Annotated in this window: 24 protein-coding genes; 4 read left to right on the forward strand and 20 right to left on the reverse strand. The window is 67.6% G+C overall.

What is annotated here, in order from left to right:
- The first annotated feature begins 12 nt into the window (after positions 1 to 12).
- From pip (GGR03_RS16780) to rarD, 4 genes are all read left to right on the forward strand, one after another.
- Positions 13 to 978 carry a prolyl aminopeptidase gene (gene pip, locus GGR03_RS16780; protein ID WP_183209891.1) on the forward strand — a complete coding sequence of 322 codons (966 nt, stop codon included), beginning with the start codon at positions 13 to 15 and terminating at the stop codon, positions 976 to 978.
- A 63-nt stretch (positions 979 to 1041) separates the two neighbouring features.
- The gene (locus tag GGR03_RS16785; RefSeq protein ID WP_183209892.1) at positions 1042 to 1512 is read left to right on the forward strand and encodes a GFA family protein; all 471 of its coding nucleotides are present in this window, start codon (positions 1042 to 1044) and stop codon (positions 1510 to 1512) included.
- Positions 1509 to 2474 (forward strand): prolyl aminopeptidase, encoded by a 966-nt coding sequence (gene pip / locus GGR03_RS16790; RefSeq protein ID WP_246368105.1) that lies wholly within the window; start codon positions 1509 to 1511, stop codon positions 2472 to 2474. The genes GGR03_RS16785 and pip (GGR03_RS16790) overlap by 4 nt, the downstream gene beginning before the upstream one ends.
- A 112-nt stretch (positions 2475 to 2586) precedes the next feature.
- Positions 2587 to 3564: an EamA family transporter RarD gene (rarD, locus tag GGR03_RS16795; RefSeq protein WP_183209893.1), complete on the forward strand. Its 978-nt coding sequence runs from the start codon at positions 2587 to 2589 to the stop codon at positions 3562 to 3564.
- Here rarD and GGR03_RS16800 read toward each other — a convergent pair.
- The 20 genes from GGR03_RS16800 to GGR03_RS16895 form a co-directional block, all read right to left on the reverse strand.
- Positions 3534 to 5084 (reverse strand): carbon-nitrogen hydrolase family protein, encoded by a 1551-nt coding sequence (locus GGR03_RS16800; RefSeq protein ID WP_183209894.1) that lies wholly within the window; start codon positions 5082 to 5084, stop codon positions 3534 to 3536. The genes rarD and GGR03_RS16800 overlap by 31 nt on opposite strands.
- A gap of 112 nt (positions 5085 to 5196) precedes the next feature.
- On the reverse strand, positions 5197 to 5802 hold the full coding sequence (locus GGR03_RS16805) for an LOG family protein (RefSeq protein WP_183209895.1): 606 nt from the start codon (positions 5800 to 5802) through the stop codon (positions 5197 to 5199).
- 213 nt (positions 5803 to 6015) lie between these two features.
- Complete coding sequence (locus GGR03_RS16810) at positions 6016 to 6774, reverse strand: ABC transporter ATP-binding protein (protein WP_246368106.1); 759 nt, start codon at positions 6772 to 6774, stop codon at positions 6016 to 6018.
- Positions 6731 to 7519, reverse strand: coding sequence for an ABC transporter permease (locus GGR03_RS16815; RefSeq protein WP_183209896.1), 789 nt, complete (start codon positions 7517 to 7519; stop codon positions 6731 to 6733). Before GGR03_RS16815 ends, GGR03_RS16810 begins: the two co-directional genes overlap by 44 nt.
- Positions 7509 to 8504: an ABC transporter substrate-binding protein gene (locus GGR03_RS16820; RefSeq protein WP_183209897.1), complete on the reverse strand. Its 996-nt coding sequence runs from the start codon at positions 8502 to 8504 to the stop codon at positions 7509 to 7511. Before GGR03_RS16820 ends, GGR03_RS16815 begins: the two co-directional genes overlap by 11 nt.
- A gap of 112 nt (positions 8505 to 8616) precedes the next feature.
- The gene (locus GGR03_RS16825; protein ID WP_183209898.1) at positions 8617 to 9207 is read right to left on the reverse strand and encodes an energy-coupling factor transporter transmembrane component T family protein; all 591 of its coding nucleotides are present in this window, start codon (positions 9205 to 9207) and stop codon (positions 8617 to 8619) included.
- A complete protein-coding gene (locus GGR03_RS16830; RefSeq protein WP_183209899.1) occupies positions 9204 to 9878 on the reverse strand; it encodes an energy-coupling factor ABC transporter ATP-binding protein in 675 nt (224 codons plus the stop codon). The genes GGR03_RS16825 and GGR03_RS16830 overlap by 4 nt, the downstream gene beginning before the upstream one ends.
- A gap of 23 nt (positions 9879 to 9901) precedes the next feature.
- Complete coding sequence (locus tag GGR03_RS16835; protein ID WP_183209900.1) at positions 9902 to 10465, reverse strand: biotin transporter BioY; 564 nt, start codon at positions 10463 to 10465, stop codon at positions 9902 to 9904.
- Positions 10466 to 10611: 146 nt separating this feature from the next.
- A complete protein-coding gene (locus GGR03_RS16840; RefSeq protein WP_183209901.1) occupies positions 10612 to 11007 on the reverse strand; it encodes a type II toxin-antitoxin system VapC family toxin in 396 nt (131 codons plus the stop codon).
- Positions 11007 to 11288, reverse strand: coding sequence for a type II toxin-antitoxin system VapB family antitoxin (locus GGR03_RS16845; RefSeq protein WP_183209902.1), 282 nt, complete (start codon positions 11286 to 11288; stop codon positions 11007 to 11009). The genes GGR03_RS16840 and GGR03_RS16845 overlap by 1 nt, the downstream gene beginning before the upstream one ends.
- A gap of 115 nt (positions 11289 to 11403) precedes the next feature.
- On the reverse strand, positions 11404 to 12891 hold the full coding sequence (gene glpK, locus GGR03_RS16850; RefSeq protein WP_183209903.1) for a glycerol kinase GlpK: 1488 nt from the start codon (positions 12889 to 12891) through the stop codon (positions 11404 to 11406).
- 145 nt (positions 12892 to 13036) lie between these two features.
- Positions 13037 to 14827: an ABC transporter substrate-binding protein gene (locus tag GGR03_RS16855; protein WP_183209904.1), complete on the reverse strand. Its 1791-nt coding sequence runs from the start codon at positions 14825 to 14827 to the stop codon at positions 13037 to 13039.
- A gap of 88 nt (positions 14828 to 14915) precedes the next feature.
- Positions 14916 to 15197 carry a DUF2160 domain-containing protein gene (locus GGR03_RS16860; RefSeq protein ID WP_183209905.1) on the reverse strand — a complete coding sequence of 94 codons (282 nt, stop codon included), beginning with the start codon at positions 15195 to 15197 and terminating at the stop codon, positions 14916 to 14918.
- Positions 15197 to 16027: a carbohydrate ABC transporter permease gene (locus GGR03_RS16865; RefSeq protein WP_335631207.1), complete on the reverse strand. Its 831-nt coding sequence runs from the start codon at positions 16025 to 16027 to the stop codon at positions 15197 to 15199. Before GGR03_RS16865 ends, GGR03_RS16860 begins: the two co-directional genes overlap by 1 nt.
- A gap of 56 nt (positions 16028 to 16083) precedes the next feature.
- The gene (locus GGR03_RS16870; RefSeq protein ID WP_183209907.1) at positions 16084 to 16971 is read right to left on the reverse strand and encodes a carbohydrate ABC transporter permease; all 888 of its coding nucleotides are present in this window, start codon (positions 16969 to 16971) and stop codon (positions 16084 to 16086) included.
- A gap of 3 nt (positions 16972 to 16974) precedes the next feature.
- Positions 16975 to 18048, reverse strand: coding sequence for an ABC transporter ATP-binding protein (locus GGR03_RS16875; RefSeq protein ID WP_183209908.1), 1074 nt, complete (start codon positions 18046 to 18048; stop codon positions 16975 to 16977).
- A 9-nt stretch (positions 18049 to 18057) separates the two neighbouring features.
- Positions 18058 to 19134 carry an ABC transporter ATP-binding protein gene (locus tag GGR03_RS16880; protein WP_183209909.1) on the reverse strand — a complete coding sequence of 359 codons (1077 nt, stop codon included), beginning with the start codon at positions 19132 to 19134 and terminating at the stop codon, positions 18058 to 18060.
- Positions 19135 to 19163: 29 nt separating this feature from the next.
- Complete coding sequence (gene glpD, locus GGR03_RS16885) at positions 19164 to 20663, reverse strand: glycerol-3-phosphate dehydrogenase (protein WP_183210086.1); 1500 nt, start codon at positions 20661 to 20663, stop codon at positions 19164 to 19166.
- A gap of 94 nt (positions 20664 to 20757) precedes the next feature.
- Positions 20758 to 21558 carry a DeoR/GlpR family DNA-binding transcription regulator gene (locus GGR03_RS16890; protein ID WP_183209910.1) on the reverse strand — a complete coding sequence of 267 codons (801 nt, stop codon included), beginning with the start codon at positions 21556 to 21558 and terminating at the stop codon, positions 20758 to 20760.
- Between the two features lie 87 nt (positions 21559 to 21645).
- A complete protein-coding gene (locus GGR03_RS16895) occupies positions 21646 to 22503 on the reverse strand; it encodes a D-amino-acid transaminase (RefSeq protein WP_183209911.1) in 858 nt (285 codons plus the stop codon).
- Positions 22504 to 22536: the final 33 nt, after the last annotated feature.

Raw genomic sequence — 22536 nt, forward strand, 5'->3', positions numbered from 1 at the left:
ACAAGCCAAGGCATGACCGACTCCTTCCGCAAGCCCTATCCCGCCATCGAGCCCTACCAGACCGGTCGACTCGATGTCGGCGACGGCCACCAGATCTATTACGAGCTCTGCGGCAATCCCGATGGCCTGCCCGTGGTGTTCCTGCATGGCGGGCCCGGCAGCGGCGCCTCGTCGCAGCACCGGCGGCTGTTCGATCCGGCGAGATACCGCATCCTGTTGTTCGACCAGCGCGGCTGCGGGCGCTCGACGCCGCTCGGCTCGCTGGAGGCGAACACCACCTGGCATCTCGTCGCCGACCTGGAGCGGCTGCGGAACCTCACCGGAGCCGATCGCTGGCTGCTGTTCGGCGGCTCCTGGGGCGCGACGCTGGCGCTGGCCTATGCCGAGCGCCATCCGACGCGGGTCAGCGGCATGATCCTGCGCGGCGTCTTCACCGGCCGGCGTTCCGAGCTCGACTGGTTCTACGAGGCCGGTGCCAACCGGCTGTTCCCCGATCGCTGGGAGAATCTGCTCGGGCCCATCCCCGAAGCCGAGCAGGACGATCTGCTGGCCGCCTATGCGCGGCGGCTCAACGATCCCGACCGGGCGGTGCGCGCCGAGGCGGCACGGGCCTGGACCGGCTGGGAGTCTGCCACGGTCACGCTGCGCACCGGCCGCGGCGGCGAGGGATCGTCTTCCGGCCCGGTCTCGGACGGCACCATCGCCTTCGCGCGCATCGAGAACCACTTCTTCTCGCACGACCTCTGGCTGGAGGAGGGCGAGCTGATCGCCAACATCGACCGGCTGCAGGACATCCCGGCGGTGATCGTCCAGGGCCGCTACGACGTGGTAACGCCGGCGATCACCTCCTGGCAGCTGGCACAGGCCTGGCCGCGCGCCGACTACCGGATGGTGGAGGGCGCCGGCCATGCCTTTGCCGAGCCGGGCATCCTCAACGAATTGCTGGCGGCGACGGACCGTTTCGCCGGCAAGTCCTGAGGCTGGCGGGGGGCGGGCCCCGCACTAAGATCACCTGAGCTGTTTCAACGGAGCCCGACCGACATGACTTTCCATACCGGTGGCTGCCAGTGTGGCGCCGTGCGCTTTCGCGTCGAGGGCGACCTCGGCAAGGCGTCGATCTGCCATTGCCGCATGTGCCAGAAGGCCTTCGGCAATTTCTTCGCGCCGCTGGTCTCGGTGCCTGACGGCGCGCTGACCTGGACGAAGGCCGAGCCGACGCGCTTCCGCTCGTCCAACCATGTCGTCCGCGGCTTCTGCCCGTCCTGCGGCACGCCGCTGACCTACGAGGCGCCGGACGGCGTGGCGCTGGCGATCGGCGCCTTCGACGACCCGGCCACGATCGCACCGACGCTCCAGTATGGCGTCGAGGGCAAGATCGCCTATGTCGACAGACTGCATGAGCTGCCGGGCCGGGCGTCGGAAGACGACGCGGAGGCGCTGGAATTCCTGCGCACGCTCGTCTCCTTCCAGCACGCCGACGCTCCGGACGCCGACGAGCAGGCAAGGGCATGAGCATGCAGCACGGCGAACTGCGCGGCCTCTATCCGGAGATCGAGCCCTATGAGCAGGGCATGCTGGATGTCGGCGACGGCCACCGGATCTACTGGGAGCGCTGCGGCACGAAGGGTGGCACCCCCGCCGTATTCCTGCATGGCGGGCCGGGCGGGGGCGCCTCGCCGGTGCATCGCCGACTGTTCGACCCGTCGCGCTACGACGTCCTGATCTTCGACCAGCGCGGCTGTGGCCGCTCGACCCCGCACGCCTCGCTCGAGGCCAATACGACCTGGCACCTGGTGGACGATATCGAGCGGCTGCGTTCCCTGGTCGGCGTCGAGCAATGGGTGGTCTTCGGCGGGTCCTGGGGCTCCACGCTGGCGCTGGCCTATGCCGAGACCCATCCCGATCGGGTGAGCGCGCTGATCCTGCGGGGCATCTACACGCTGACGAGGGCGGAACTCGCCTGGTACTACCAGTTCGGCGTCTCGGAGATGTTCCCGGACAAATGGGAGCGCTTCCTGGCGCCGATCCCGGAAGCCGAGCGCGGCGACATGATGGCCGCCTATCGCCGCCGCCTCGTCGGCGAGGACAAGGCGGCGCAGGCCGAAGCCGCGCTCGCCTGGAGCCTGTGGGAGGGCGAGACGATCACGCTGCTGCCGGACGAGTCGGTCGGCGGGCAGTTCGGCGATGCCTCCTTCGCGCTCGCCTTCGCGCGAATCGAGAACCATTATTTCGTCCATGCCGGCTGGCTTGAAGAAGGCCAGCTGCTGCGCGATGCACACAGACTGCAGGACATCGACGGGGTAATCGTCCATGGCCGCTACGACATGCCATGTCCGGCGCGCATCGCCTGGGAGCTGAGCAAGGCCTGGCGGCGGGCCGGGTTTCATCTGGTGGAGGGCGCCGGCCATGCCTTCTCCGAGCCCGGCATCCTGCATCACCTGATCGAGGCGACGGACCGTTTCGCCGACGGCTGAGGGCGGCCGCACCCATCAACGATCGTGATTACAGCGATAAGCTGAATTCGGGTGGCGGTGCGCCGCGGGTCTGCTAGACCGCAGGGATCCTCAACCACCATCAGGTCTTGCCATGCCAGCGGCCGAAACCGCACAGCGTCAGGGATTCACCTACGCCCTCGGCGCCTTCGCGATCTGGGGCCTGATCCTGCCGATCTACATGAAGCTCCTGGCGGACGTCTCGCCGCTGGAGATCGTCGGGCACCGCATCATCTGGGCAATCCCCTTTGCCCTGCTGATCCTTTGGTGGCAGGGGCTGCTGGGCGGGGTCTGGCGGCACTTCACCGACCTGCGGACGGTAGCGCTGGCGACGATGACGGCGATGCTGATCTCGGTGAACTGGGGCACCTATGTCTACGCCATCGTCGCCGGCCACGCGGTCGAGGCGGCGCTCGGCTACTACATCAACCCGCTGGTCAACGTGGTCCTCGGCGCGCTGGTGCTGGGCGAGCGACCGAACCGCATCCAGTCCATGGCCATCGGCCTCGCCGCGATCGGCGTCGCGATCCTGACGGTCAAGGCGGGCGGCCTGCCGTGGATCTCGCTGATCCTCGCGGTGACCTTCGGCACCTATGGCCTGCTCCGCAAGATGGTGCCGGTCGGCGCCTCGGAAGGCTTCTTCCTGGAGGTGGCGATCCTGGCGCTGCCGTCGGTACTGGTGATCGCGTTCTTCCTGCCGGGCGAGGGCCACTTCCTCCGCAATGGCTGGGAGACCGCGATGCTGATCGGGGCGGGGCCGCTGACGGCGATCCCGCTGATCCTCTATGCCGCCGGCGCGCGGCTCCTGCATTACTCGACGATCGGCATCCTGCAATACGCCGTGCCAACGCTGATCTTCCTGACCGCGGTCTTCGTCTTCGGCGAGCCGTTCAGCGTCTGGCAGCTGGTCGCCTTCGCCTTCATCTGGGCAGCGCTGATCCTCTACACGGTAGCGCTGTTCCGCTCGACGCGCGCCGAACGGCGGGCGCGGCAGGCGCCCGTGGCGGGAATGCCGGCTGAAGCGCTGCTGGCCGGGGCGGCTCAGCCGCCGTCGGACCAGCGCGTGCGGTAGAGATCGAGCCGCCGGTCGCGCAGGTTGCGGACGGAGCCCTCGTAGCGGGCCCAGTTGAGCGTCGCCAGGTTGAGATCGGCGACGGTCACCATCTCGACGTTTTCCGACGTCTCCGCGGCGATGCCGTCGCGGGCAAAGGGGAAGTCGCAAGGGGTGAAGATCGCCGACTGGGCGTATTCGATGTCGAGATTGTCGACATTGCCGAGATTGCCGGTCATGCCGGAGGTGACGACGTAGCACTGGTTCTCGATCGCGCGCGCCTGGCAACAATAGCGCACCCGAAGATAGCCGTGGCGGGTGTCGGTATTGAACGGCACGAACAGGATCCGTGCGCCCTGGTCGGTGAGCCGTCGGGCGACCTCGGGAAACTCCGAATCGTAGCAGATCATCACGCCGATCGGCCCGCAGTCGGTCTCGATCGTGTCGACCCGGTCGCCGCCCTTGATCTGCCAGTACTGGCGCTCGTTGGGAGTCGGGTGGATCTTCTCGCGCACATGCACCGAGCCGTCGCGCAGGAACACATAGGCGACGTTCTGGATCGCCCCGGCCTCGGTGCGGGTCGCGTGACTGCCGCCGATGATGTTGATGTTGCGGCGGATCGCCATGTCGGTCATCCGCTGGACGAAATCCGGCGTGTGCTCGGTCAGGCGCGCGATCGCCGCCTCCGGCTTCAGCTCCTCGGCCTCGCAGGACAGGAGCATCAGCGTGAAGAGCTCGGGGAAGACGACGAAGTCGCCGCCATATTCGGAGGCCACCTCGACGAAATATTCGACCGCGTCGTAGAAATCCTGCGGCTTGGCGATGCGCCGCGCCTTCATCTGCACGGTGACGACGCGCACCACGTCGGGGTTGCCGCGATTGACCGGCTGATCGGCGCGCGAGGGATCGTAATAAGGGTTACGCCAGACCATCAGCGCCGCAAAGCCGCCGGACGCCTCGTCCTTCGGATAGTAGCCCTCCAGCAGGCGCACCGGCTCGAAGCCGGCCGCCAGATGGAAGGAGGCCACCGGATCCTTCACCTCGCCCGCACGGATCGCTTCCAGATAGGCCTCCGCCGAGGCAAAGCGCCTGGCGTTGCGGCGATAGCCGGGCATCCGGCCGCCGAAGGCGATGCCCTTGAGGTCGAGATCCTGGCAGAGCCGGCGCCGCGCATCGTAGAGCCGCTTGCCGATCCTGAGGCGCCGCCGGTCCGGATCGACGCAGATCTCGGTGCCGTACAGCCACTCGCCGCGCCGGTCGTGCATCGCCGCATAGCCGCCGCCGGTGACCTCGGCCCAGCTGTGCTGGGCGAGCGCCTTTTCCTCGGCGAGGATCATCGTGGCGGCATAGCCGACGATGTCGCCCTCGTAGACGACGACGAACTGGCCCTCGGGAAAGGCCGAGAGCTGGCCGAGGATCATGCCGCGCGTATAGCCCGGCTCCTCGCGGAACACCTTGGACGAGAGCGCGATGATGGCGTCGACATCGCTCTTCGTCGCGATGCGGACTTCGATCTTCGGGGTCGAGCGCTTTTCGGCCATGGGTGGGCGGGTCCTTGTCGCGATTCGCGGAAGCGGGGAGTGCGGCGGTTGCCGCACCACCGCATCTAGGCCGCTGGCGGCGTACCGCAACCGAAAGACCGAAATGCCCGGGCTAAAGCCGCTCGATGATCTCGGCGCGACCCTCGTCTGCTTCGGGCACGGCGATCGCCGACAGCCGCGGCACGATGTCGGCGACGTCGTCGATGACGATCGGCTGCACCTGATGCGCGCTGTGGATGAAGCCCTCGTCCCTCATATGGTCGAAGAGCCGGGCGAGTGGATCCCAGAACCCGCCGACATTGGCGATGACGATCGGCTTGGCGTGCCGGCCGAGCTGGCTCCAGGTCATGATCTCGACCAGCTCCTCCAGCGTGCCGATCCCGCCGGGCAGCGCCACGAAGGCGTCGGAGCGCTGGAACATCAGGTGCTTGCGCTCGTGCATGTCCTCGGTCACGACGAGTTCGTCGAGCCGGTCGAGCTCGCGCTCCGTCGCCTCCATGTCGATGAGGAAGCGCGGGATGATGCCGGTGACCTGGCCGCCGGCGGCGACGACGCCGTCCGAGACCGCACCCATGATGCCGCGCGTGCCGCCGCCATAGACCAGCCGCATGCCGGCCTCGGCCATGTCGCGGCCGAGCTGCCTGCCGCTTTCGACATAATGGGGATCGCGCCCGGCGGAGGACCCGCAATAGACGCACACGGAACGAATCTGATTCATGGGGTCGAAAGTCGGCTGCGGGGGCGGGAAGGTCAAGCGGGGATGGGCAGTGGACGATAGGGGCCCGAGGATGACGCCGTCAGGGAGGGAACGGCTGTACCTGCACTGTGCGCCGGGAGATGCCGCGAGTGGAAGCGCGGGGGACGCTCGGAGAGAAGCAGAAGGATGCTCGGGCAGGAGCAGCAGAAGCATCGTGCGCAGAAGCAGCCGCCCCTACAGCACCCCCGGGAACAGCCGGTCCAGTTCGGCGAGCTCGCGCTCGCGCCAGGCGGCGTCGCGGGCGGGGCGGGGTGTCGTGATTTCGTGGATGCCGTGCACCGTGGCGGGGCGGGGCGTCAGGAAGACGATGCGGTCGGACAGTTCCACCGCCTCGCGCTGATTGTGGGTGACCATCAGCGCGGTGGTCGGGCGGGCCGACCAGACCGTCGTCAGGAGCGTGCGCAGCCGGCTGGCGGTCATCTCGTCGAGCGAGACGAAGGGCTCGTCGAGGAGGATCAGCGACGGTTCGACGGCAAAGGCGCGGGCGAGGGCGGCGCGACGGGCGAGGCCGAGCGATAGTTCGCCGGGAAAGCGCGAGCGCATCGTGTCGAGGCCGAGGATGGCGAAGAGGTCCGAGAGGTCGGCGCCTTCAAGCTCGGGCGGCAAAGCGAGGCGGACATTCTCCTCGACGGTGCGCCAGGGCAGGAGGCGCGGCTCCTGGAACACCGCCGCGATGCGGGGCGTCGCGCCCGGCAGCCTCACATGCCCCTCGAATTCCGTGTCGAGGCCGAGCACGATGCGCAGCGTCGTCGTCTTGCCGCAACCGGAGGGGCCGATCAGCGTCGTGAAGCTGCCGGCGGGCACGGTGAACGCGACGTCGTCGATCGCCTCGAGCAGGCCGCCATCTGCGCCGCGGAACGCCTTGTTCCGGATCGCGATGTCGAGAGGGTCAGCGGCGCCAGCGCGTGGCACGGGCTTCAAGCGGTTGGACAAGCAGGAACTCGATCATGAGCATGACGGCCACGAAGGCCAGCGTATAGGCGAGGATGGAGGCGACGTCGAAGAGCTGGAAATAGAGGTGGATCTGGAAGCCGACGCCGTTGGAGCGGCCGAGCAGCTCGACCACCAGCGCGATCTTCCAGATCAGCGAGAGGCCCGACCGGGAGGAGGCAGCAAGATAGGGCTGCAGCTGCGGGATGATGACGTGGCGGAGCGTTTTCATCCGGCCGAAGCGGTAGACCGAGGCCATCTCCGCCAGCTGGCGGTCGAGCGCCCGGGCGCCCTCGCGCATGGTGACGACGACATTCGGGATCTTGTTGACGGCGATCGCCCCAATCGCCGCGATCTCGTTGAGGCCGAACCAGATATAGGCCAGCACGATGACCACCAGCGCCGGGATGTTGAGGAAGAGGATCAGCCACGGGTCGAAGAAACGGTTGGCCTGCCGGCTCATGCCGAGCGCGACGCCGATGATCGAGCCGAAGACCATCGCGAGGAGGAAGGACGCCGCGACCCGGAACAGCGTCATGCCGAGATGGAAGAACAGCTCGCCGGTGAGCGCGTCGCGCCAGAAGGCCGCGGCGACGGCGGCCGGCGAGGGCAGGACGCGGCTGTCGGCGAGCGACGCGGCGACCCACCACACGGCCAGCAGCACCGCCAGCGAGAGGATGACGATCAGGCTGGGCAGCGCCCGGTTCTCGGCCCGGCCGGGACCGGCAGCAGCAGCATCAAGCGCCATTCTTGCGCCCGGTGAAGTAGGTCCCCTCGACGAGCTCCGGGGACGGGCCGACCAGCCGCTCGCCGCCGATCTCGGCCAGCAGCCGATAGAGCGCACGGGTGTCGGCGATTTCGTCTTCCGCGCTGCGCGTCGGGATGCCCTCGCGGTAGCGGTCGCGCAGCGTTGCCAGGGTCTTCTCGTTCTCGGCCTTCACCAGCGGCGCGAGCTTCACCCATTCCTCGTCGGAATCGCGCAGGAGCGTCTTGGTTTCGGCGTCGGCAGCGAGGAAGGCTTCGATCGCCTTCGGGTGATCTTCCGCGAAACTGTCGCGGAACACCCAGCCTATCGCCGCGACCGGGCCGGCGGTGCCCATCGCCATCGCCGCCTCCGTACCGGAGATCAGCGTGCGAAAGCCCTGCGCCTCGAGGCGGGCGGCGTAGTGCCAGTAGTTGAGCACGGCATCGAGCTCGCCGCTTTCCGCCTTGGCCGTCAGCAGCGGCGGCGCGCCATAGACGATCTCGTTCTCCGCCGCGATGTCGAGGCCGTCGCGTTTGGCCAGCGCCTGGATCAGCAGCCAGTTCTTGTCGAGCGGCCCGCCGGCGACGCCGAGCGTCCTGCCGCGCAGATCAGCGAGCGCCTCCATGCGGCTGTCGCCGGGCACCATGATCGAGCCGACCGAGGTGGAATAGGGCGCGAAGGTGAAGTCGGCGCCGGCCGCGCGTTGGCGCGAGACCCAGAGCCAGTCCGAGACGATCATGTCGACCGCGCCCGCCTGCAGCGCCACGTTGGAAGGGTCCTCGCCGGCGAACGGCACCAGCTCGACATCGACGCCGTGGCGCACATCGATGCCGTTGCGGGTCATCGCGTCGAGTTCCCAGTTCACCGTGCCGTATTGCAGGATGCCGACCCGCAGGGTCTCGAGAGCCGCCGGCTGCTGCGCCGACGCGCAGAGCGTCGAGACGAGGAGAGCCAGCGAAGCAGCGAGTGTCGCGTGAAGCCATCGCATGAACGATCCTTTCGAAATCGTCGTGGCGTGCCCGCAAGCTTTCTAGCGCGGACCCCGCCCCGCCGTCTCGCTTTCGGGAGCGTTTGGCAAGACATAGGGAATATTTCCCGCCTCAGGAACGCGCGTCGATCGCCTCGGCGATCTCGTCCGCCATCTTCAAGAGACGAACGATCACCGGCACGGCCAGCGCGACGATATTGCGGTCCTGGCCGCGGGCGCGCTGTGCCTCGCGCACTTCGTCGGCGATGGCAGAGACGGCCGGAATGAAGCGGATGGCGAGCGACAGCGCGAGGCTCACCTTGGTGACGTCGACGCCGACGCGGCCGAGCGGCCCGAGCGCCCACTCGATCACCGCGACGAGCTCGGCGGTGCGCGTCGTCAGCGTCACCAGCGAAGCCGCCAGGATCAGCGCGGCGAAGCGCAGGACGAGGAGCAGCGCCGGTTCGAGCCCGACAAGCCAGAGCTGCACGGCGAACAGGATGCCGAGGATCCACAGCGCCGGGCGGATCTGCGCGAAGGCGACGCGCGCCGGGATCCGGGCCAGCGCAAAGGCGGCGAGAGTGATAGCGAGCGCGGCCGCGGCGAGGGCGACGTCGTCCACCGCGAAGAGTAGCGTGCCGAGGCCGAGCAGCAGCGCCAGCTTGGTGCCGGCGCGGGCGCGGTGCACGGGGCTCGTCCCCGGCCGGTAGAGCCCGGCGATCATCCGGCGATCACCCGGTAGGCGGCGATGGCCTCGCGCGGAGCCGCGTCGGCGACGAGCCGGCCCGCCTCGAACACCAGCACGCGGTCGAAACCGGCGAGCAGATCCAGGTCGTGGGTGACGAAGACGACGTGCTGGTCGAGCGCGGCGACGGCGTCCATCACCCGGCGCGTGTTGCGCAGGTCGAGCAGCGTCGTCGGCTCGTCCATGACCAGCCAGGCCGGTTCGGTCACCATGACCCCGGCCAGCGCCACCATCTGGCGCTCGCCGCCGGACAGCTCATGCGCCAGCCGGTCCTCGAAGCCGGCGAGGCCGAAGCGCTCCAGCGCCGCCTGCACGCGCCCGGCGATCGCTGCCTTGTCGAGGCCGCGGCCCTTCAGCCCGAAGGCGAGGTCCTCGCCGACGGTGGGATAGACGATCTGGTTGTCCGGGTTCTGGAAGACGAAGCCGACGCGGCGGCGCACCTCCTTGCCCTTCGCCTTCGTGTCCAGCCCGTCGACGCTGACGTCGCCCGTCGCCGGCAGGACGAGACCGTTGAGCAGCCGGGCGAAGCTGCTCTTGCCCGAGCCGTTGGCGCCGATGATGCCGACGCGGCGCTCGGCGAACGTCAGGTCGAGATCGGACAGGACGATGCGTCCGGCCCGCTCGACCGAGACGCCGCGAAGGACGATCACCGCAGGGCCGGACGCATCGCGCCTCAGGCCGAGCGGGCGCGGCGTGGCGCGATCAGTGGATAGGCGCGCCGCACCGCGACGATCACCGCCGCGGCGACGCCGGCCTTGATCAGGTCGCCGGGGATGAAGGCGACGGCCGAGCCGATGAAGGCCTCCCGAAGCCCCATGCCGGACATCGCCGAATACCAAGGCACGCCGATCGCATAGATCACGCCGATGCCGCCGAGCACGGCGACGGCGAAGGCGAGCGGGAAGGACAGGCGCGTCCAAAAGCGCTCGGTCAGCCAGCCGATGACGAAGCTCGCCGCGACCCAGCCATAGATGAAGCCAGCCCAGGGCCCGACGAAGGGTGCCAGGCCGCCGCGGCCGCCCGAGAGCAGCGGCAGGCCGACGGCGACCAGCGCCAGGAAAAGCAGCATGGCGAGGACGCCGCGCCGCGCGCCGAGAATGCCGCCCATCAGCATCGGCCCCATCGACTGCGCGGTGATCGGAATGCCGAGCGCCGGGATCATCAGGGGCGGAAAGGCGCCCAGCACCGCCATCAGGGCGGCGAAAAGGGCGATGAAGACGATGTCTCTGGTGGTCATGGCGGGTCTCTTGCGGGCGGGAAGGCGTCACAGCTGCAACGGGTCCGAATGCGGCACGTCAAGCGGATCGGGCGACAAAGGTCAACGGCGGATGCGCGTCGCGCCGGCTGCCGTCCGTTGCAGCGTCCTCTCCGCGTCTGCGCGGCTCAGGCGGCCGCGATGTCGGTGTGGGCGAAGTCGTCGCCCTTATAGAGCAGCGGAACGTCGAAATGCCGGGCGCAGGCATAGGCGAAGCAGTCGCCGAAGTTCAGCCCGGCTTTGTGCCGGCCCTTGCCGAAGCGGGCATAGGCCTCGACTGCGAGGGCGGCAGCCTCGGGCGGGATCGCGACGATGGCGATGTGCATCTCAATCAGATAATCCAGAACGGCCGCCTGCGCGTTTTCCAGCTGCCAATCGACGCGGCGGGAGCAGGAAATAACCGTCTCCCAGATCACCGTGGGTGATACGAGCAGCCTGTCGGCCGACTTCATTCGCGCCAGGATCGTTTCGGCATCCTCCTCCTCGAGCACCAAAGCGCAAAGGGCCGAGGCGTCAACGAACATCAATCATCCTCGTAGAGGCTGTCGATCCATTCTTTCGTCACCGGTAGTCCCGGGCCGCCCGCCGGATACCTGGCGCGGATCGTGCGCGCGACCCTCAATCCGTTGTCGACGTAAGCCTGCGTCTGCGGGTCGACTTTCGACGGTTTCAATTCCGTCGCCGTGTTCCGCTCCAACTCAGACCGCAACGCCTGGCGCACTGCCTCGGTCTTGCTGGTCTTCTTGAGCTTGGCGAGGCGGTCGGCGAGTTCGCCGACCTCGCGGTCCTTGACGTAGAGCGGCATGACGGCCTCCGGATGGATATCCTCAAGGTAATGGGGGGATATCCCGTTGTCTAGCGGTAGGAGGTGACCGGTTGCGCATACACGCGGCGCAGCCTCAGGGCCGCGATCGCTCGACTTACGATGTCAGCGTCCGCCGTACCGCATCGGCCCAGCCGGTCAGCTTGCGGCCGCGGGTCACCGCGTCCATCTGCGGTGTGAAGCGGCGTTCGAGATGCCAGCGCTGGGCGAAGCCCGCCATGTCGGGCCAGACGCCGGCCTTCTGTCCGGCGACCCAGGCGGCGCCCAAGGCCGTCGTCTCCAGCACCACCGGCCTGTCGACCGGCGCGTCGAGAATGTCGGCGAGGCGCTGCATCGTCCAGTCCGACGCGACCATGCCACCGTCCACCCTGAGGATCGTGTCGGAGGCGCCCGACCAGTCTCGCCGCATGGCGGTGAGAAGGTCGGCGGTCTGGAAGCACACGGCCTCGAGCGCGGCCCGGGCCAGTTCGTCGGGCCCGGTCTTGCGGGTCAGGCCGTAGATCGCGCCGCGGGCCTCGGCGTCCCACCACGGTGCCCCGAGGCCGGTGAAGGCCGGCACCATGTAGACATCCTGGGCTTCGTCGGCCCGCGCCGCCATCGGGCCGGTCTGCTCGGCCCGGTCGACGATCTTCAGACCGTCGCGCAGCCACTGCACCGCCGCGCCGGCGACGAAGATCGAGCCCTCGAGCGCGAAGGCGGTCTTGCCGGCCAGGCGATAGGCGATCGTCGTCAGCAGCCGGTTGTGCGAGGTAATGCGCTCGGCGCCGGTGTTGAGCACGGCGAAGCAGCCGGTGCCGTAGGTGGATTTCACCATGCCGGGTTCGAAGCAGGCCTGGCCGAGCGTCGCCGCATGCTGGTCACCAGCGACGCCGCGGATCGGGATCGCCGCGCCGAACAGCGAAGCGTCGGTGGTGCCGAATTCGGCGTCGCAATCCTCGACGCTCGGCAGCAGCGCGCGCGGCACGCGAAGGAGCCGCAGCAGCTCGTCGTCCCAGTCGTTGGCCGCGATGTCGAACAGCATCGTCCGCGAGGCATTGGTGGCGTCGGTAGCGTGGACGCGGCCGCCGGTGAGGCGCCAGAGCAGGAAGGAGTCGACGGTCCCGAAGGCGAGCTTGCCGGCCTCGGCCTTCGCCCGCGCGCCGTCGACATTGTCGAGCAGCCAGGCGATCTTGGTGCCGGAGAAATACGGATCGACGATGAGACCGGTCTTCGCGGTGATCGCCGGTTCGCTGCCTTCGGCGACGAGGCGCTGGCAGATCTCGGCGGTGCGCCGGTCCTGCCAGACGATGGCATTGTGGATCGGCTTGCCGGTGGCGCGGTCCCAGATCAGCGTCGTCTCGCGCTGGTTGGTGATGCCGAGCGCGGCGATGTCGGCTGCCGACAGCGAGGCGTCGGCGAGCGCCGAGCGGACGGTCGCGACCACCGACGACCAGATGTCTTCCGGATCGTGCTCGACCCAGCCGGAGCGGGGGAAATGCTGCGGGAATTCCTCCTGGCCCATCCCGACGACCCGGAAACCGTCGTCGAAGACGATGGCGCGGGAGGAGGTCGTGCCCTGGTCGATGGCGAGGACGTAGCCGGACATTGGCAGCTCCTGAGAATACGGGTGACCCTGTCCCGGAAGTGCAGCCTCGAACGGGCGCAGGAGCAGGGGAAGGCGCATCTGCGGCGCCGATACGAGAAGGCCGGGAACGTCCCGGCCTTCTGTCTTCTCTCGTGGCGTCCGCCGCTTACTGGGCGGGCGCGGCCGCCGGCGTCGCCGAGGTCGTGTCGCCCTCGGTCGGGGCGGTCGCGGTGGCGTCGGCCCAGCTCTTCACCAGCTCGTCGTAATTGACGGTGATCGGCTGTTCCTTCTCGTTCTCGACGGCTGGCTGGGGCGCCAGCGTGCCGTTCGCCTTGGCCTGCTCGACCCAGTATTCCATGTCATGCTCTTCGTTGAGCTTCGGGCCGATGTCGCCCTGGATGCCGGCCCGCTCGAGCCGCTCCATGATGCTCTCCTGCTCGGCGCAGAGCGTGTCCATGGCTTCCTGCGGCGTCTTGGCGCCGGAGGCCGCGTCGCCGATCGCCTGCCACCAGAGCTGCGCGAGCTTCGGATAATCCGGCACGTTGGTGCCGGTCGGCGACCACTGCACGCGGGCCGGCGAGCGGTAGAACTCGATCAGCCCGCCGAGCTCGGGCGCCCGGTCGGTGAAGCTCTGGTGCCGGATCGAGCTCTCGCGGATCAGCGTCAGCCCGACATGGCTCTTCTTCACGTCGACGGTCTTGGAGGTGACGAACTGGGCGTAGAGCCATGCGGCCTTGGCGCGGTCGTCAGGGGTGGACTTCATCAGCGTCCAGGACCCGACGTCCTGGTAGCCGAGCTTCATGCCCTCCTTCCAGTAGACGCCGTGCGGCGAGGGGGCCATGCGCCATTTCGGCGTGCCGTCCTCATTGACCACCGGCAGGCCTTCCTTGACCGCGTCCGCGGTGAAGGCGGTGTACCAGAAGATCTGCTGGGCGACCTTGCCCTGCGCCGGCACCGGCCCTGCCTCGGAGAAGGTCATGCCCTGGGCCTCGGGCGGGGCGTAGGCCTTCAGCCAGTCGAGATACTTGGTGATGGAATAGACCGCCGCCGGGCCGTTGGTGTCGCCGCCGCGCGCGACGCAGGAGCCGACAGGCTGGGAGTTCTCGTTGACGCGGATGCCCCATTCGTCGACGGGGACGCCGTTCGGGATGCCCTTGTCGCCGTTGCCGGCCATCGAGAGCCACGCATCGGTGAAGCGCCAGCCGAGCGAGGGGTCCTTCTTGCCGTAGTCCATGTGGCCGTAGACCGGACCTTCGCCCATGTCGCGGCCGGTGAAGAACTCGGCGATGTCCTCATAGGCCGACCAGTTGACCGGCACGCCCAGCTCGTAGCCGTACTTCTCCTGGAAGTCGGCCTTGTTCTTCTCGTCGTTGAACCAGTCGTAGCGGAACCAGTAGAGGTTGGCGAACTGCTGGTCGGGCAGCTGGTAGAGCTTGCCGTCCGGCGCGGTGGTGAAGGACGTGCCGATGAAGTCGTCCAGGTCGAGGCCGGGATTGGTGACGTCCTTGCCCTCGTTCTCCATCCAGTCGGTGAGGCTGCGTGCCTGCTGGTAGCGCCAGTGCGTGCCGATCAGGTCGGAATCGTTGACATAGGCGTCGTAGATGTTCTCGCCGGACTGCATCTGCGTCTGCAGCTTCTCGACGACGTCGCCCTCGCCGATCAGGTCGTGGGTGACCTTGATGCCGGTGATCGCGGTGAAGGCCGGGGCCAGCACCTTCGACTCGTATTCATGGGTGGTGATGGTCTCCGACACGACCTTGATGTCCATGCCCTGGAACGGCTCGGCGGCGTCGATGAACCACTGCATCTCCTGTTCCTGCTCCTCGCGGGACAGGGACGACATGTCGCCGATCTCGCCGTCGAGGAACGACTTCGCCGCCTCCATGTCGGCAAAGGCCGGGCTGGCGCCGAGCGTGATGGCGAGGGCCGCCGTCGTACTCATCAGTATGCGTTTCATGTTCACAATCCTCCCAGATGGAGCCGGTCGGTTGGTTGGCTGACCCGCGTCGACCGGTCGAGACGCGGCAGGGGCAGACGCCGTCTCGTCAGACGAGACGGAAGACGAGAAGAAAGAACCCGGCACAGACGGCGAGCGCGTACCAGAGCGAGAGGTCGGTGGCCCACAGCCAGCCGAGACAGATGAAGGCGGAGCCGAGCAGAGAAACGAACAGCCGGTCGCCGCGGGTGGTCTCGAAGCGCAATATGCCGACGCGCGGCGACCCGCCCGGCACGGCATACTCCCACACGCCCATGGCGGCGATCAGCGCGAAGATCACCAGGAAGAAGATCGCGGTCGGCCACGTCCAGGCCATCCAGGAAAAGTCCATCACACCCTCCCCAGGGCAAAGCCCTTGGCGATGTAGTTGCGCACGAACCAGATGACGATCGCGCCGGGGATGATGGTCAGCGCCCCGGCGGCGGCGAGGACGCCCCAGTCCATGCCCGACGCCGAGACGGTGCGGGTCATGATCGCCGAGATCGGCTTGGCGTCGGTCACCGTGAGGGTCCGCGCGATCAGGAGCTCGACCCAGGAGAACATGAAGCAGAAGAAGGCGGCGACCCCGATGCCGCTGGCGATCAGCGGCGTGAAGATCTTGAAGAAGAAGCGCGGGAAGGAATAGCCGTCGATATAGGCGGTCTCGTCGATCTCCTTCGGCACGCCGGACATGAAGCCTTCGAGAATCCACACCGCCAGCGGCACGTTGAACAGGCAGTGCGCCAGCGCCACGGCAATATGCGTGTCGATCAGGCCGAAGGCGGAGTAGAGCTGGAAGAACGGCAGCGCGAACACCGCCGGCGGCGCCATGCGATTGGTCAGAAGCCAGAAGAACAAATGCTTGTCGCCGAGGAAGCGGTAGCGCGAGAAGGCGTAGGCCGCCGGCAGCGCCACCGCCACCGAGATGATCGTGTTCATCACCACGTAGATGATCGAGTTGATGTAGCCGTTGTACCAGGACGGATCGGTGAAGATCACCGCGTAGTTGCGCAGTGTCGGGTTCTGCGGCAGCAGCGTGAGGCCGCTCAGGATCTCCTGATTGGTCTTGAAGCTCATGTTGACCAGCCAGTAGATCGGCAGGAGCAGGAAGACGATGTAGATCGCCGGGATCAGTGCCTTCCAGCGGAAATGCCCGGTCTTCGCCCGCGCGCGTTCCTTCAGCGCCGTCTCCGAATGGGCCGCAGCGGGCAGGCTGCGATGGGCGGTCGCCTGGTCGCTCATTCCGGCGCTCCCTTCATCGGCTGGTCGGTGCCGGCATTGGTCATCACCGTGTAGAACACCCAGGACAGCGCCAGGATGATCAGGAAGTAGACCAGCGACATGGCCGCCGCCTCGCCGAGATTGAACTGGCCGATCGCCAGCTTGACGAGGTCGATCGACAGGAAGGTCGTGGAGTTGCCCGGGCCACCGCCGGTGACGACGAAGGGCTCGGTGTAGATCATGAATGAGTCCATGAAGCGCAGCAGCACGGCGATGAGCAGCACGCGGCCCATCTTCGGCAACTGGATGTAGCGGAACACCGCCCAGCGCGAGGCGCCGTCGATCTTCGCTGCCTGGTAATAGGCGTCGGGGATCGACACGAGCCCGGCATAGCAGAGCAGGACGACGAGGCTCGTCCAGTGCCAGACATCCATCAGGATGACGGTCACCCAGGCGTCGAAGGGATCCTGCACGTAATTGTAGTCGAAGCCCATCGCGGTCAGCGTGTAGCCGAGCAGCCCGATGTCGGTGCGGCCGAACACCTGCCAGATCGTGCCCACGACGTTCCACGGGATCAGCAGCGGCAGCGCCATCAGCACGAGGCAGACCGGCACGAAGATGCCTTTCTTCGGCATCGACAGGGCGACGAGGATGCCGAGCGGGATCTCGATGGCGAGGATGATCGCCGAGAAGATCAGGTTGCGCTGCAGGGCGTCGTGGAAGCGCGACGAGGTGAGAATGTCCTGGAACCAGCTGGTGCCGGCCCAGAAGAACTGGTTGTTCCCGAACGTGTCCTGCACCGAATAATTGACCACCGTCATCAGCGGGATCACCGCCGAGAAGGCGACCAGCAGGAGCACCGGCACGACCATGAACCAGGCTTTGTTGTTCCAGGTCTTGTCCATGTCTCAGGCCCTCTCCACCAGCCAGGAATCGGCGTAGACATTGAGTGCGTGTGGCGCGAAGCGGACCGCCGCATCGGCGGGGATGGAAGCGCCTTCCGGCACGATCGCGCTGATCGGGTTGCCCGACAGCGTCGCCCGTACGATCCGTTCCGAACCGACGTCCTCCACCTTCGTGACGCTCACCGGAATGCCGTCGCCGCTCGGCACGATCTCGACGAATTCCGGCCGGATCCCGAGCTCGGTCTTCTGTCCGGCGGAGACCGGGGCGAGCCCGGCCAGCGCGATCCGCGCATCGGCGATCACCGCTTCGCCGGCCTCGAGCCGGCAGGGCAGGACGTTCATGCCGGGCGAGCCGATGAAATAGCCGACGAATGTATGCCGCGGCCGCTCGAACAGCTCTTCGGGCGTCCCGATCTGCACGACCTCGCCATCGTACATCACCACCACCTTGTCGGCGAAGGTCAGCGCCTCGGTCTGGTCGTGCGTGACGTAGATCATCGTCATTGCGAATTCGTGGTGCAGCTGCTTCAGCTCCGAGCGCAGCTGCCATTTCATGTGCGGGTCGATGACCGTCAACGGCTCGTCGAACAGGATGGCGTTGACGTCGGAGCGCACCAGGCCGCGGCCGAGCGATATCTTCTGCTTCTCGTCGGCGGTCAGGCCGCGCGCCTTGCGGTCCGCCTTCGCCTCCAGCCCGATGCGGCGGATCATGTCGCTAACGCGCGTCTGGATCTCGGCCTTGGGAAGCTTGCGGTTCTTCAGCGGGAAGGCGAGGTTCTCGCGCACCGTCATCGTGTCGTAGATCACCGGGAACTGGAAGACCTGGGCGATGTTGCGGGCTTCCGGAGTCAGCATCGTCACGTCGCGGTCGTCGAAGCGGACCTTGCCTTCCGACGGCGTCAGGAGGCCCGAGATGATGTTGAGCAGCGTGGTCTTGCCGCAGCCGGAGGGTCCGAGCAGCGCATAGGCGCCGCCGTCCTCGAAGGCGTGGTCGACCTCGCGCAGTGCGTAGGTGCCGGCCTTGGCCAGCGCCGGCGAGTAGGCGTGGCGGATATGGTCGAGGCGGATACGGGCCATCGTCTCTCCTCAGGCGGCCAGCCGCGCCGGCGCGGCGACGGCGGCGCCGTCCGGGGCGAACAGCAGGACGCGCGACGGGTCGAATGACAGCCGCACAAGCTCGCCGGCATCGAGGCGGCGCACCCCATGCACCAGTGCGATGATCCGTTCGCCGCCGAGATCGGCATGGATGAAGGTCTGCGAACCGGTGACCTCGGTCAGCACCACCGTGGCATCGAAGCCGGTGCCGTCGGTGCCGTCGAGCGTCAGCCGGTGCGGGCGGATGCCAGCGCTGTAGGCCCCGTCTGGAAGCCCGGCATGGACGGGCGCTGCCGGGAAGGCGACGCCGCCTTGCGAGGTGAAGCGGCCGGCCGCTTTGGTCAGCTGGACGACGTTAAGCGGCGGATCGGAGAAGGTGCGGGCGGTCAGGAGGTCGTGCGGCCGGTGATACACCTCGGCCGTCTCGCCGAACTGGGTGATGCGCCCCTTCGACATCGTCGCGGTGCGGCCGCCGAGCAGCAGCGCCTCGTGCGGCTCGGTGGTCGCATAGACGAACACCGCGCCGGTCTCGGCGAAGAGCCGCGGCAGTTCCTCGCGCAGTTCCTCGCGCAGCTTGTAGTCGAGATTGGCGAGCGGCTCGTCGAGCAGCACCAGCTCGGCATTCTTCACCAGTGCGCGCGCCAGCGCCGTGCGCTGCTGCTGGCCGCCGGAAAGGTTGAGCGGCGTGCGGTCGAGGAACGGGCCGAGCTTCATCAGGTCTGCGGCCTTGCGCACCGCCGCGTCAATCTCGGGCGCAGGGCGGCGCTGGATGCGCAGCGGCGAGGCGATGTTCTCGTAGACCGTCAGCGACGGGTAGTTGATGAACTGCTGGTAGACCATGGCGACGTTGCGCTTGCGCACCGGCACGCCGGTGACATCATTGCCGTCCATGAGGACGCGCCCGCTGGTCGGCGTGTCGAGCCCGGCCATCAGCCGCATCAGGCTGGTCTTGCCGGCGAGAGTCGGCCCGAGCAGGACGTTCAGCGATCCGCGCTCGAGCTTGAGCGATATATCGATGATGTGTTTGTCGCCGCCAACGGTGCGGCTGACGTTCTGCAATTCGAGCAAACTGTCCTCCCAGACGGCTCCCACGCGGCTCAGGCGGCCGCGATCCTCCGTTGTGCCTCTAATGCGTCCATGTGCGCGGCAAGGCGCCGTGTCTCGCCAGCGTCGAAGCGCAGGCCGAGCTTGGTCCGACGCCACAGTATATCCTCGGCCGTGCGCGCCCACTCGTGGCGGGTGAGCCAGTCTATCTCGGATTCGAACAGCCCGTGGCCGAGATCGCGGCCCGGCGCACCATGACCGGCCGCCGCCAGCGCATCGGTGCCGTAGGAGCGCGCCATCCGCCGCACGGTTCGCTCGTCGAAGGCCGGTACCGCCTGGCGCAGCCGATCCTCCAGCGCGGCCAGGCCATCGACCGCGAAATCACCGCCGGGCAGGGGCTTGGTGCCGGTCCAGCGCTTGCCGCGGGTGCCGAGCGCGTCCTCGATCTTCGCCAGTACTTCCTCCGAGAGGACGCGGTACGTGGTGATCTTGCCGCCGAAGCAGTTGAGGACCTTCGCTTCGTCCCGCCCGCCCTCGACCTTCAGCACGTAGTCGCGCGTGGCTTCCTGCGCCTTGGATGCGCCGTCGTCATAGAGCGGACGCACCCCGGAATAGGTCCAGACGATGTCGTCCGCAGTCACCGGCTGCTTGAAATACTCGCTGGCGGCGCCGAGGAGGTAGCTGGTCTCCTCGTCCGAGATCGCCACCCTCGCCGGATCGCCTTCGTAGTCGCGGTCGGTCGTGCCGACGAGGGTGAAGTCTTCCTCGTAGGGGATCGCGAAGATGATCCGGCCGTCCTCGTTCTGGAAGATATAGGCGCGGTCATGCTCGTAGAGCTTGCGGGTGACGATATGCGAGCCCTGCACGAGGCGGACGTGGCGCGCCTCGTTGCGCCCCATGGCGCCGCGGATGATCTCGTCCACCCAGGGACCGCCGACATTGACGAGGAAGCGTGCCGAGACGGTTCGGGTGAGCCCGGTTGCGGTGTCGCGCAGCGTGATCTGCCAGGCGCCGTCCTGGCGCCGCGCCTCCACCACCTTGGTGCGGACCATGATCGCCGCGCCGCGGTCGGCCGCGTCGCGGGCGTTGAGGACGACCAGCCGTGCATCGTCGACGCGGGCGTCGGAATATTCGAACCCCCGGTGATACTCATCCTTGAGCGGCGCGCCGAGCGGACCGTCGAGATCCACCGTGGTGGTCGCGCGCAGCGTCTTGCGGCCGCCGATATGGTCGTAGAGGAACAAGCCGGTCCGCAGCAGCCAGGCCGGGCGCAGGCCCGCGTGATGCGGCAGCACGAAGCGCAGCGGCCGGATGATGTGCGGGGCGATCGACCAGAGCACCTCGCGCTCCATCAGCGCATGGCGCACGAGGGAGAACTCGTAGTGCTCGAGATAGCGCAGGCCGCCATGCACCAGCTTGGTGGACCAGGACGAGGTGCCGGATGCGAGGTCGTTCATCTCGGCGAGCCCGACGCTATAGCCGCGCCCGACGGCGTCGCGGGCAATGCCGCAGCCGTTGATGCCGCCACCAATGATGAAGACGTCGAAATCCAGAAGAGCCTCCCCAGGCTTCGCAATGCAGCATTTATGTTGCCATTGCGAACGTAGCGAAGCTTATTACGAAACCAAATCGAAGGTCAAACGAAATTCAACCGGCGTCGGCTACGACGGGTACCTGAGCCTCGGAGGCCGTCGCTGCGGTTTCGACCAGCCGCACGTCGGCGTCCCGGCAGATCTGCCGGATGGCCGCTGGCGCCGCGTCGGTGACGAAGGAGTGAACCTGGTTGAGATGGCCGATCCGCACCGGTGCGCTGCGTTCGAATTTCGAGGAATCGGCCGCGAGGATGACGTGCCGCGCGTTCGAGATGATCGCCTGCGCGACACGCACCTCGCGATAGTCGAAGTCCAGAAGCGACCCGTCGGCATCGATCGCCGAGACGCCGATCACCGCGAAATCCACCTTGAATTGCCGGATGAAGTCGACCGCCGCCTCGCCCACGATACCGCCATCCGAGCGGCGGACGACGCCGCCGGCGATCACCAGTTCGATCTCCGGATACGGCCGCATCGCCGTCACGACATTGATATTGTTGGTGATCACCATCAATCCGCCGTGCCGCAGCAGCGCATGCGCCACTGCTTCGGTCGTCGTGCCGATATTGACGAAGAGCGAGGCGCGGTCGGGGATGAGGTCGGCGACGGCCCGGCCAATCGCCGCCTTCTCGTCCGCCGCGATCATCCGCCTGGCGTCGTAGCCGACATTCTCCACGCCGGAGGACAGGACCGCGCCGCCATGGATCCGCGCCAGCAGGCGCTGGTCGCAGAGCTCGTTGAGGTCCTTGCGGATGGTCTGCACCGAGACCGCGTAGCGGCCGGCGAGATCGTCGACGGCGACCCGCCCGGCGCGCTTGGCGAGCTCGAGAATCTGCTGCTGACGATCGGAGAGCATCGGGAAGCCTCGCTTTCAAGATGAGGATGAAAGAAGCGAAACCAAAACGCAACAAACGAAAGGGGGCCGGCAGCTGCGGATCGCGTCTCAGATCGCGGTGCGGACCGCCTCCTCGATGTAGATCTCGCGCAGCTTCCGGACGACGGGTCCCGGCGCGCCGTCGCCGACCGCCGCGCCATCGATCGAAACGACCGGCAGGACGAAGGCGGAGGCGGAGGTGATGAAGGCTTCCTTCGCGGCCTTGGCCTCGTCCAGCGTGAAGGAACGCTCCTCGATCTTCAACCCGCTGTCGGCTGCGAGCCGCAGGACCGCCGCACGGGTGATCCCGTGCAGGATCGAGTGCGACAGGTCGCGGGTGATCAAGGTGCCGTCGGCGGTGACGATATGGGCGTTGTTGGAGGTCCCCTCGGTGACGACCCCGTCTTCCACCAGCCAGGCGTCGTCTGCGCCCCGCCGGACGGCCTCCGTCTTGGCCATCGACGGATAGAGCAGCTGCACGGTCTTGATGTCTCGGCGGCCCCAGCGCAGATCCGGCATCGATGCGACGCGGATGCCGGTGCGTGCCGCGGGCTTGTCGCGCAGCGCCATGGTCTGGGTGAACAGCACCAGCGAGGGCGGTGTGTCCTGCGGCGGGAACAGGAAGTCGCGGTCGGCGGCGCCGCGCGTCACCTGCATGTAGATCAGGCCTTCGTCGACGCCGTTGCGCGCGGCGAGTTCCCGGTGGATCGCCAGCAGTTCGTCATGGCTCGCCGGCGTCGGCAGCTTAAGCTCCGACAACGACCGGTCCAGCCTTGCCATGTGGGCGCGGAAGTCGATGAGCTTGCCGCCCAATACCGTCGTCACCTCGTAGACGGCGTCGGCGAACAGGAAGCCGCGGTCGAAGACCGAGATCCTGGCTTCCGCTTCCGGCAGATAGGCGCCGTTGACGTAGACGATGCGGGACATGGACGACTCTCGGCTGCTGGTTGCGACATCTGC

Source organism: Aurantimonas endophytica (genome assembly GCF_014196845.1).
Classification (GTDB): domain Bacteria; phylum Pseudomonadota; class Alphaproteobacteria; order Rhizobiales; family Rhizobiaceae; genus Aurantimonas; species Aurantimonas endophytica.

What these genes read in the sequence shown, in the direction of transcription:
- pip (WP_183209891.1), top strand. Translation starts at nt 13, where the DNA reads ATGACCGACTCCTTCCGCAAGCCCTATCCCGCCATCGAGCCCTACCAG.
- GGR03_RS16785 (WP_183209892.1), top strand. Translation starts at nt 1,042, where the DNA reads ATGACTTTCCATACCGGTGGCTGCCAGTGTGGCGCCGTGCGCTTTCGC.
- pip (WP_246368105.1), top strand. Translation starts at nt 1,509, where the DNA reads ATGAGCATGCAGCACGGCGAACTGCGCGGCCTCTATCCGGAGATCGAG.
- rarD (WP_183209893.1), top strand. Translation starts at nt 2,587, where the DNA reads ATGCCAGCGGCCGAAACCGCACAGCGTCAGGGATTCACCTACGCCCTC.
- GGR03_RS16800 (WP_183209894.1), bottom strand. Translation starts at nt 5,084, where the DNA reads ATGGCCGAAAAGCGCTCGACCCCGAAGATCGAAGTCCGCATCGCGACG.
- GGR03_RS16805 (WP_183209895.1), bottom strand. Translation starts at nt 5,802, where the DNA reads ATGAATCAGATTCGTTCCGTGTGCGTCTATTGCGGGTCCTCCGCCGGG.
- GGR03_RS16815 (WP_183209896.1), bottom strand. Translation starts at nt 7,519, where the DNA reads ATGGCGCTTGATGCTGCTGCTGCCGGTCCCGGCCGGGCCGAGAACCGG.
- GGR03_RS16820 (WP_183209897.1), bottom strand. Translation starts at nt 8,504, where the DNA reads ATGCGATGGCTTCACGCGACACTCGCTGCTTCGCTGGCTCTCCTCGTC.
- GGR03_RS16825 (WP_183209898.1), bottom strand. Translation starts at nt 9,207, where the DNA reads ATGATCGCCGGGCTCTACCGGCCGGGGACGAGCCCCGTGCACCGCGCC.
- GGR03_RS16835 (WP_183209900.1), bottom strand. Translation starts at nt 10,465, where the DNA reads ATGACCACCAGAGACATCGTCTTCATCGCCCTTTTCGCCGCCCTGATG.
- GGR03_RS16840 (WP_183209901.1), bottom strand. Translation starts at nt 11,007, where the DNA reads ATGTTCGTTGACGCCTCGGCCCTTTGCGCTTTGGTGCTCGAGGAGGAG.
- GGR03_RS16845 (WP_183209902.1), bottom strand. Translation starts at nt 11,288, where the DNA reads ATGCCGCTCTACGTCAAGGACCGCGAGGTCGGCGAACTCGCCGACCGC.
- glpK (WP_183209903.1), bottom strand. Translation starts at nt 12,891, where the DNA reads ATGTCCGGCTACGTCCTCGCCATCGACCAGGGCACGACCTCCTCCCGC.
- GGR03_RS16855 (WP_183209904.1), bottom strand. Translation starts at nt 14,827, where the DNA reads ATGAAACGCATACTGATGAGTACGACGGCGGCCCTCGCCATCACGCTC.
- GGR03_RS16860 (WP_183209905.1), bottom strand. Translation starts at nt 15,197, where the DNA reads ATGGACTTTTCCTGGATGGCCTGGACGTGGCCGACCGCGATCTTCTTC.
- GGR03_RS16870 (WP_183209907.1), bottom strand. Translation starts at nt 16,971, where the DNA reads ATGGACAAGACCTGGAACAACAAAGCCTGGTTCATGGTCGTGCCGGTG.
- GGR03_RS16875 (WP_183209908.1), bottom strand. Translation starts at nt 18,048, where the DNA reads ATGGCCCGTATCCGCCTCGACCATATCCGCCACGCCTACTCGCCGGCG.
- GGR03_RS16890 (WP_183209910.1), bottom strand. Translation starts at nt 21,558, where the DNA reads ATGCTCTCCGATCGTCAGCAGCAGATTCTCGAGCTCGCCAAGCGCGCC.
- GGR03_RS16895 (WP_183209911.1), bottom strand. Translation starts at nt 22,503, where the DNA reads ATGTCCCGCATCGTCTACGTCAACGGCGCCTATCTGCCGGAAGCGGAA.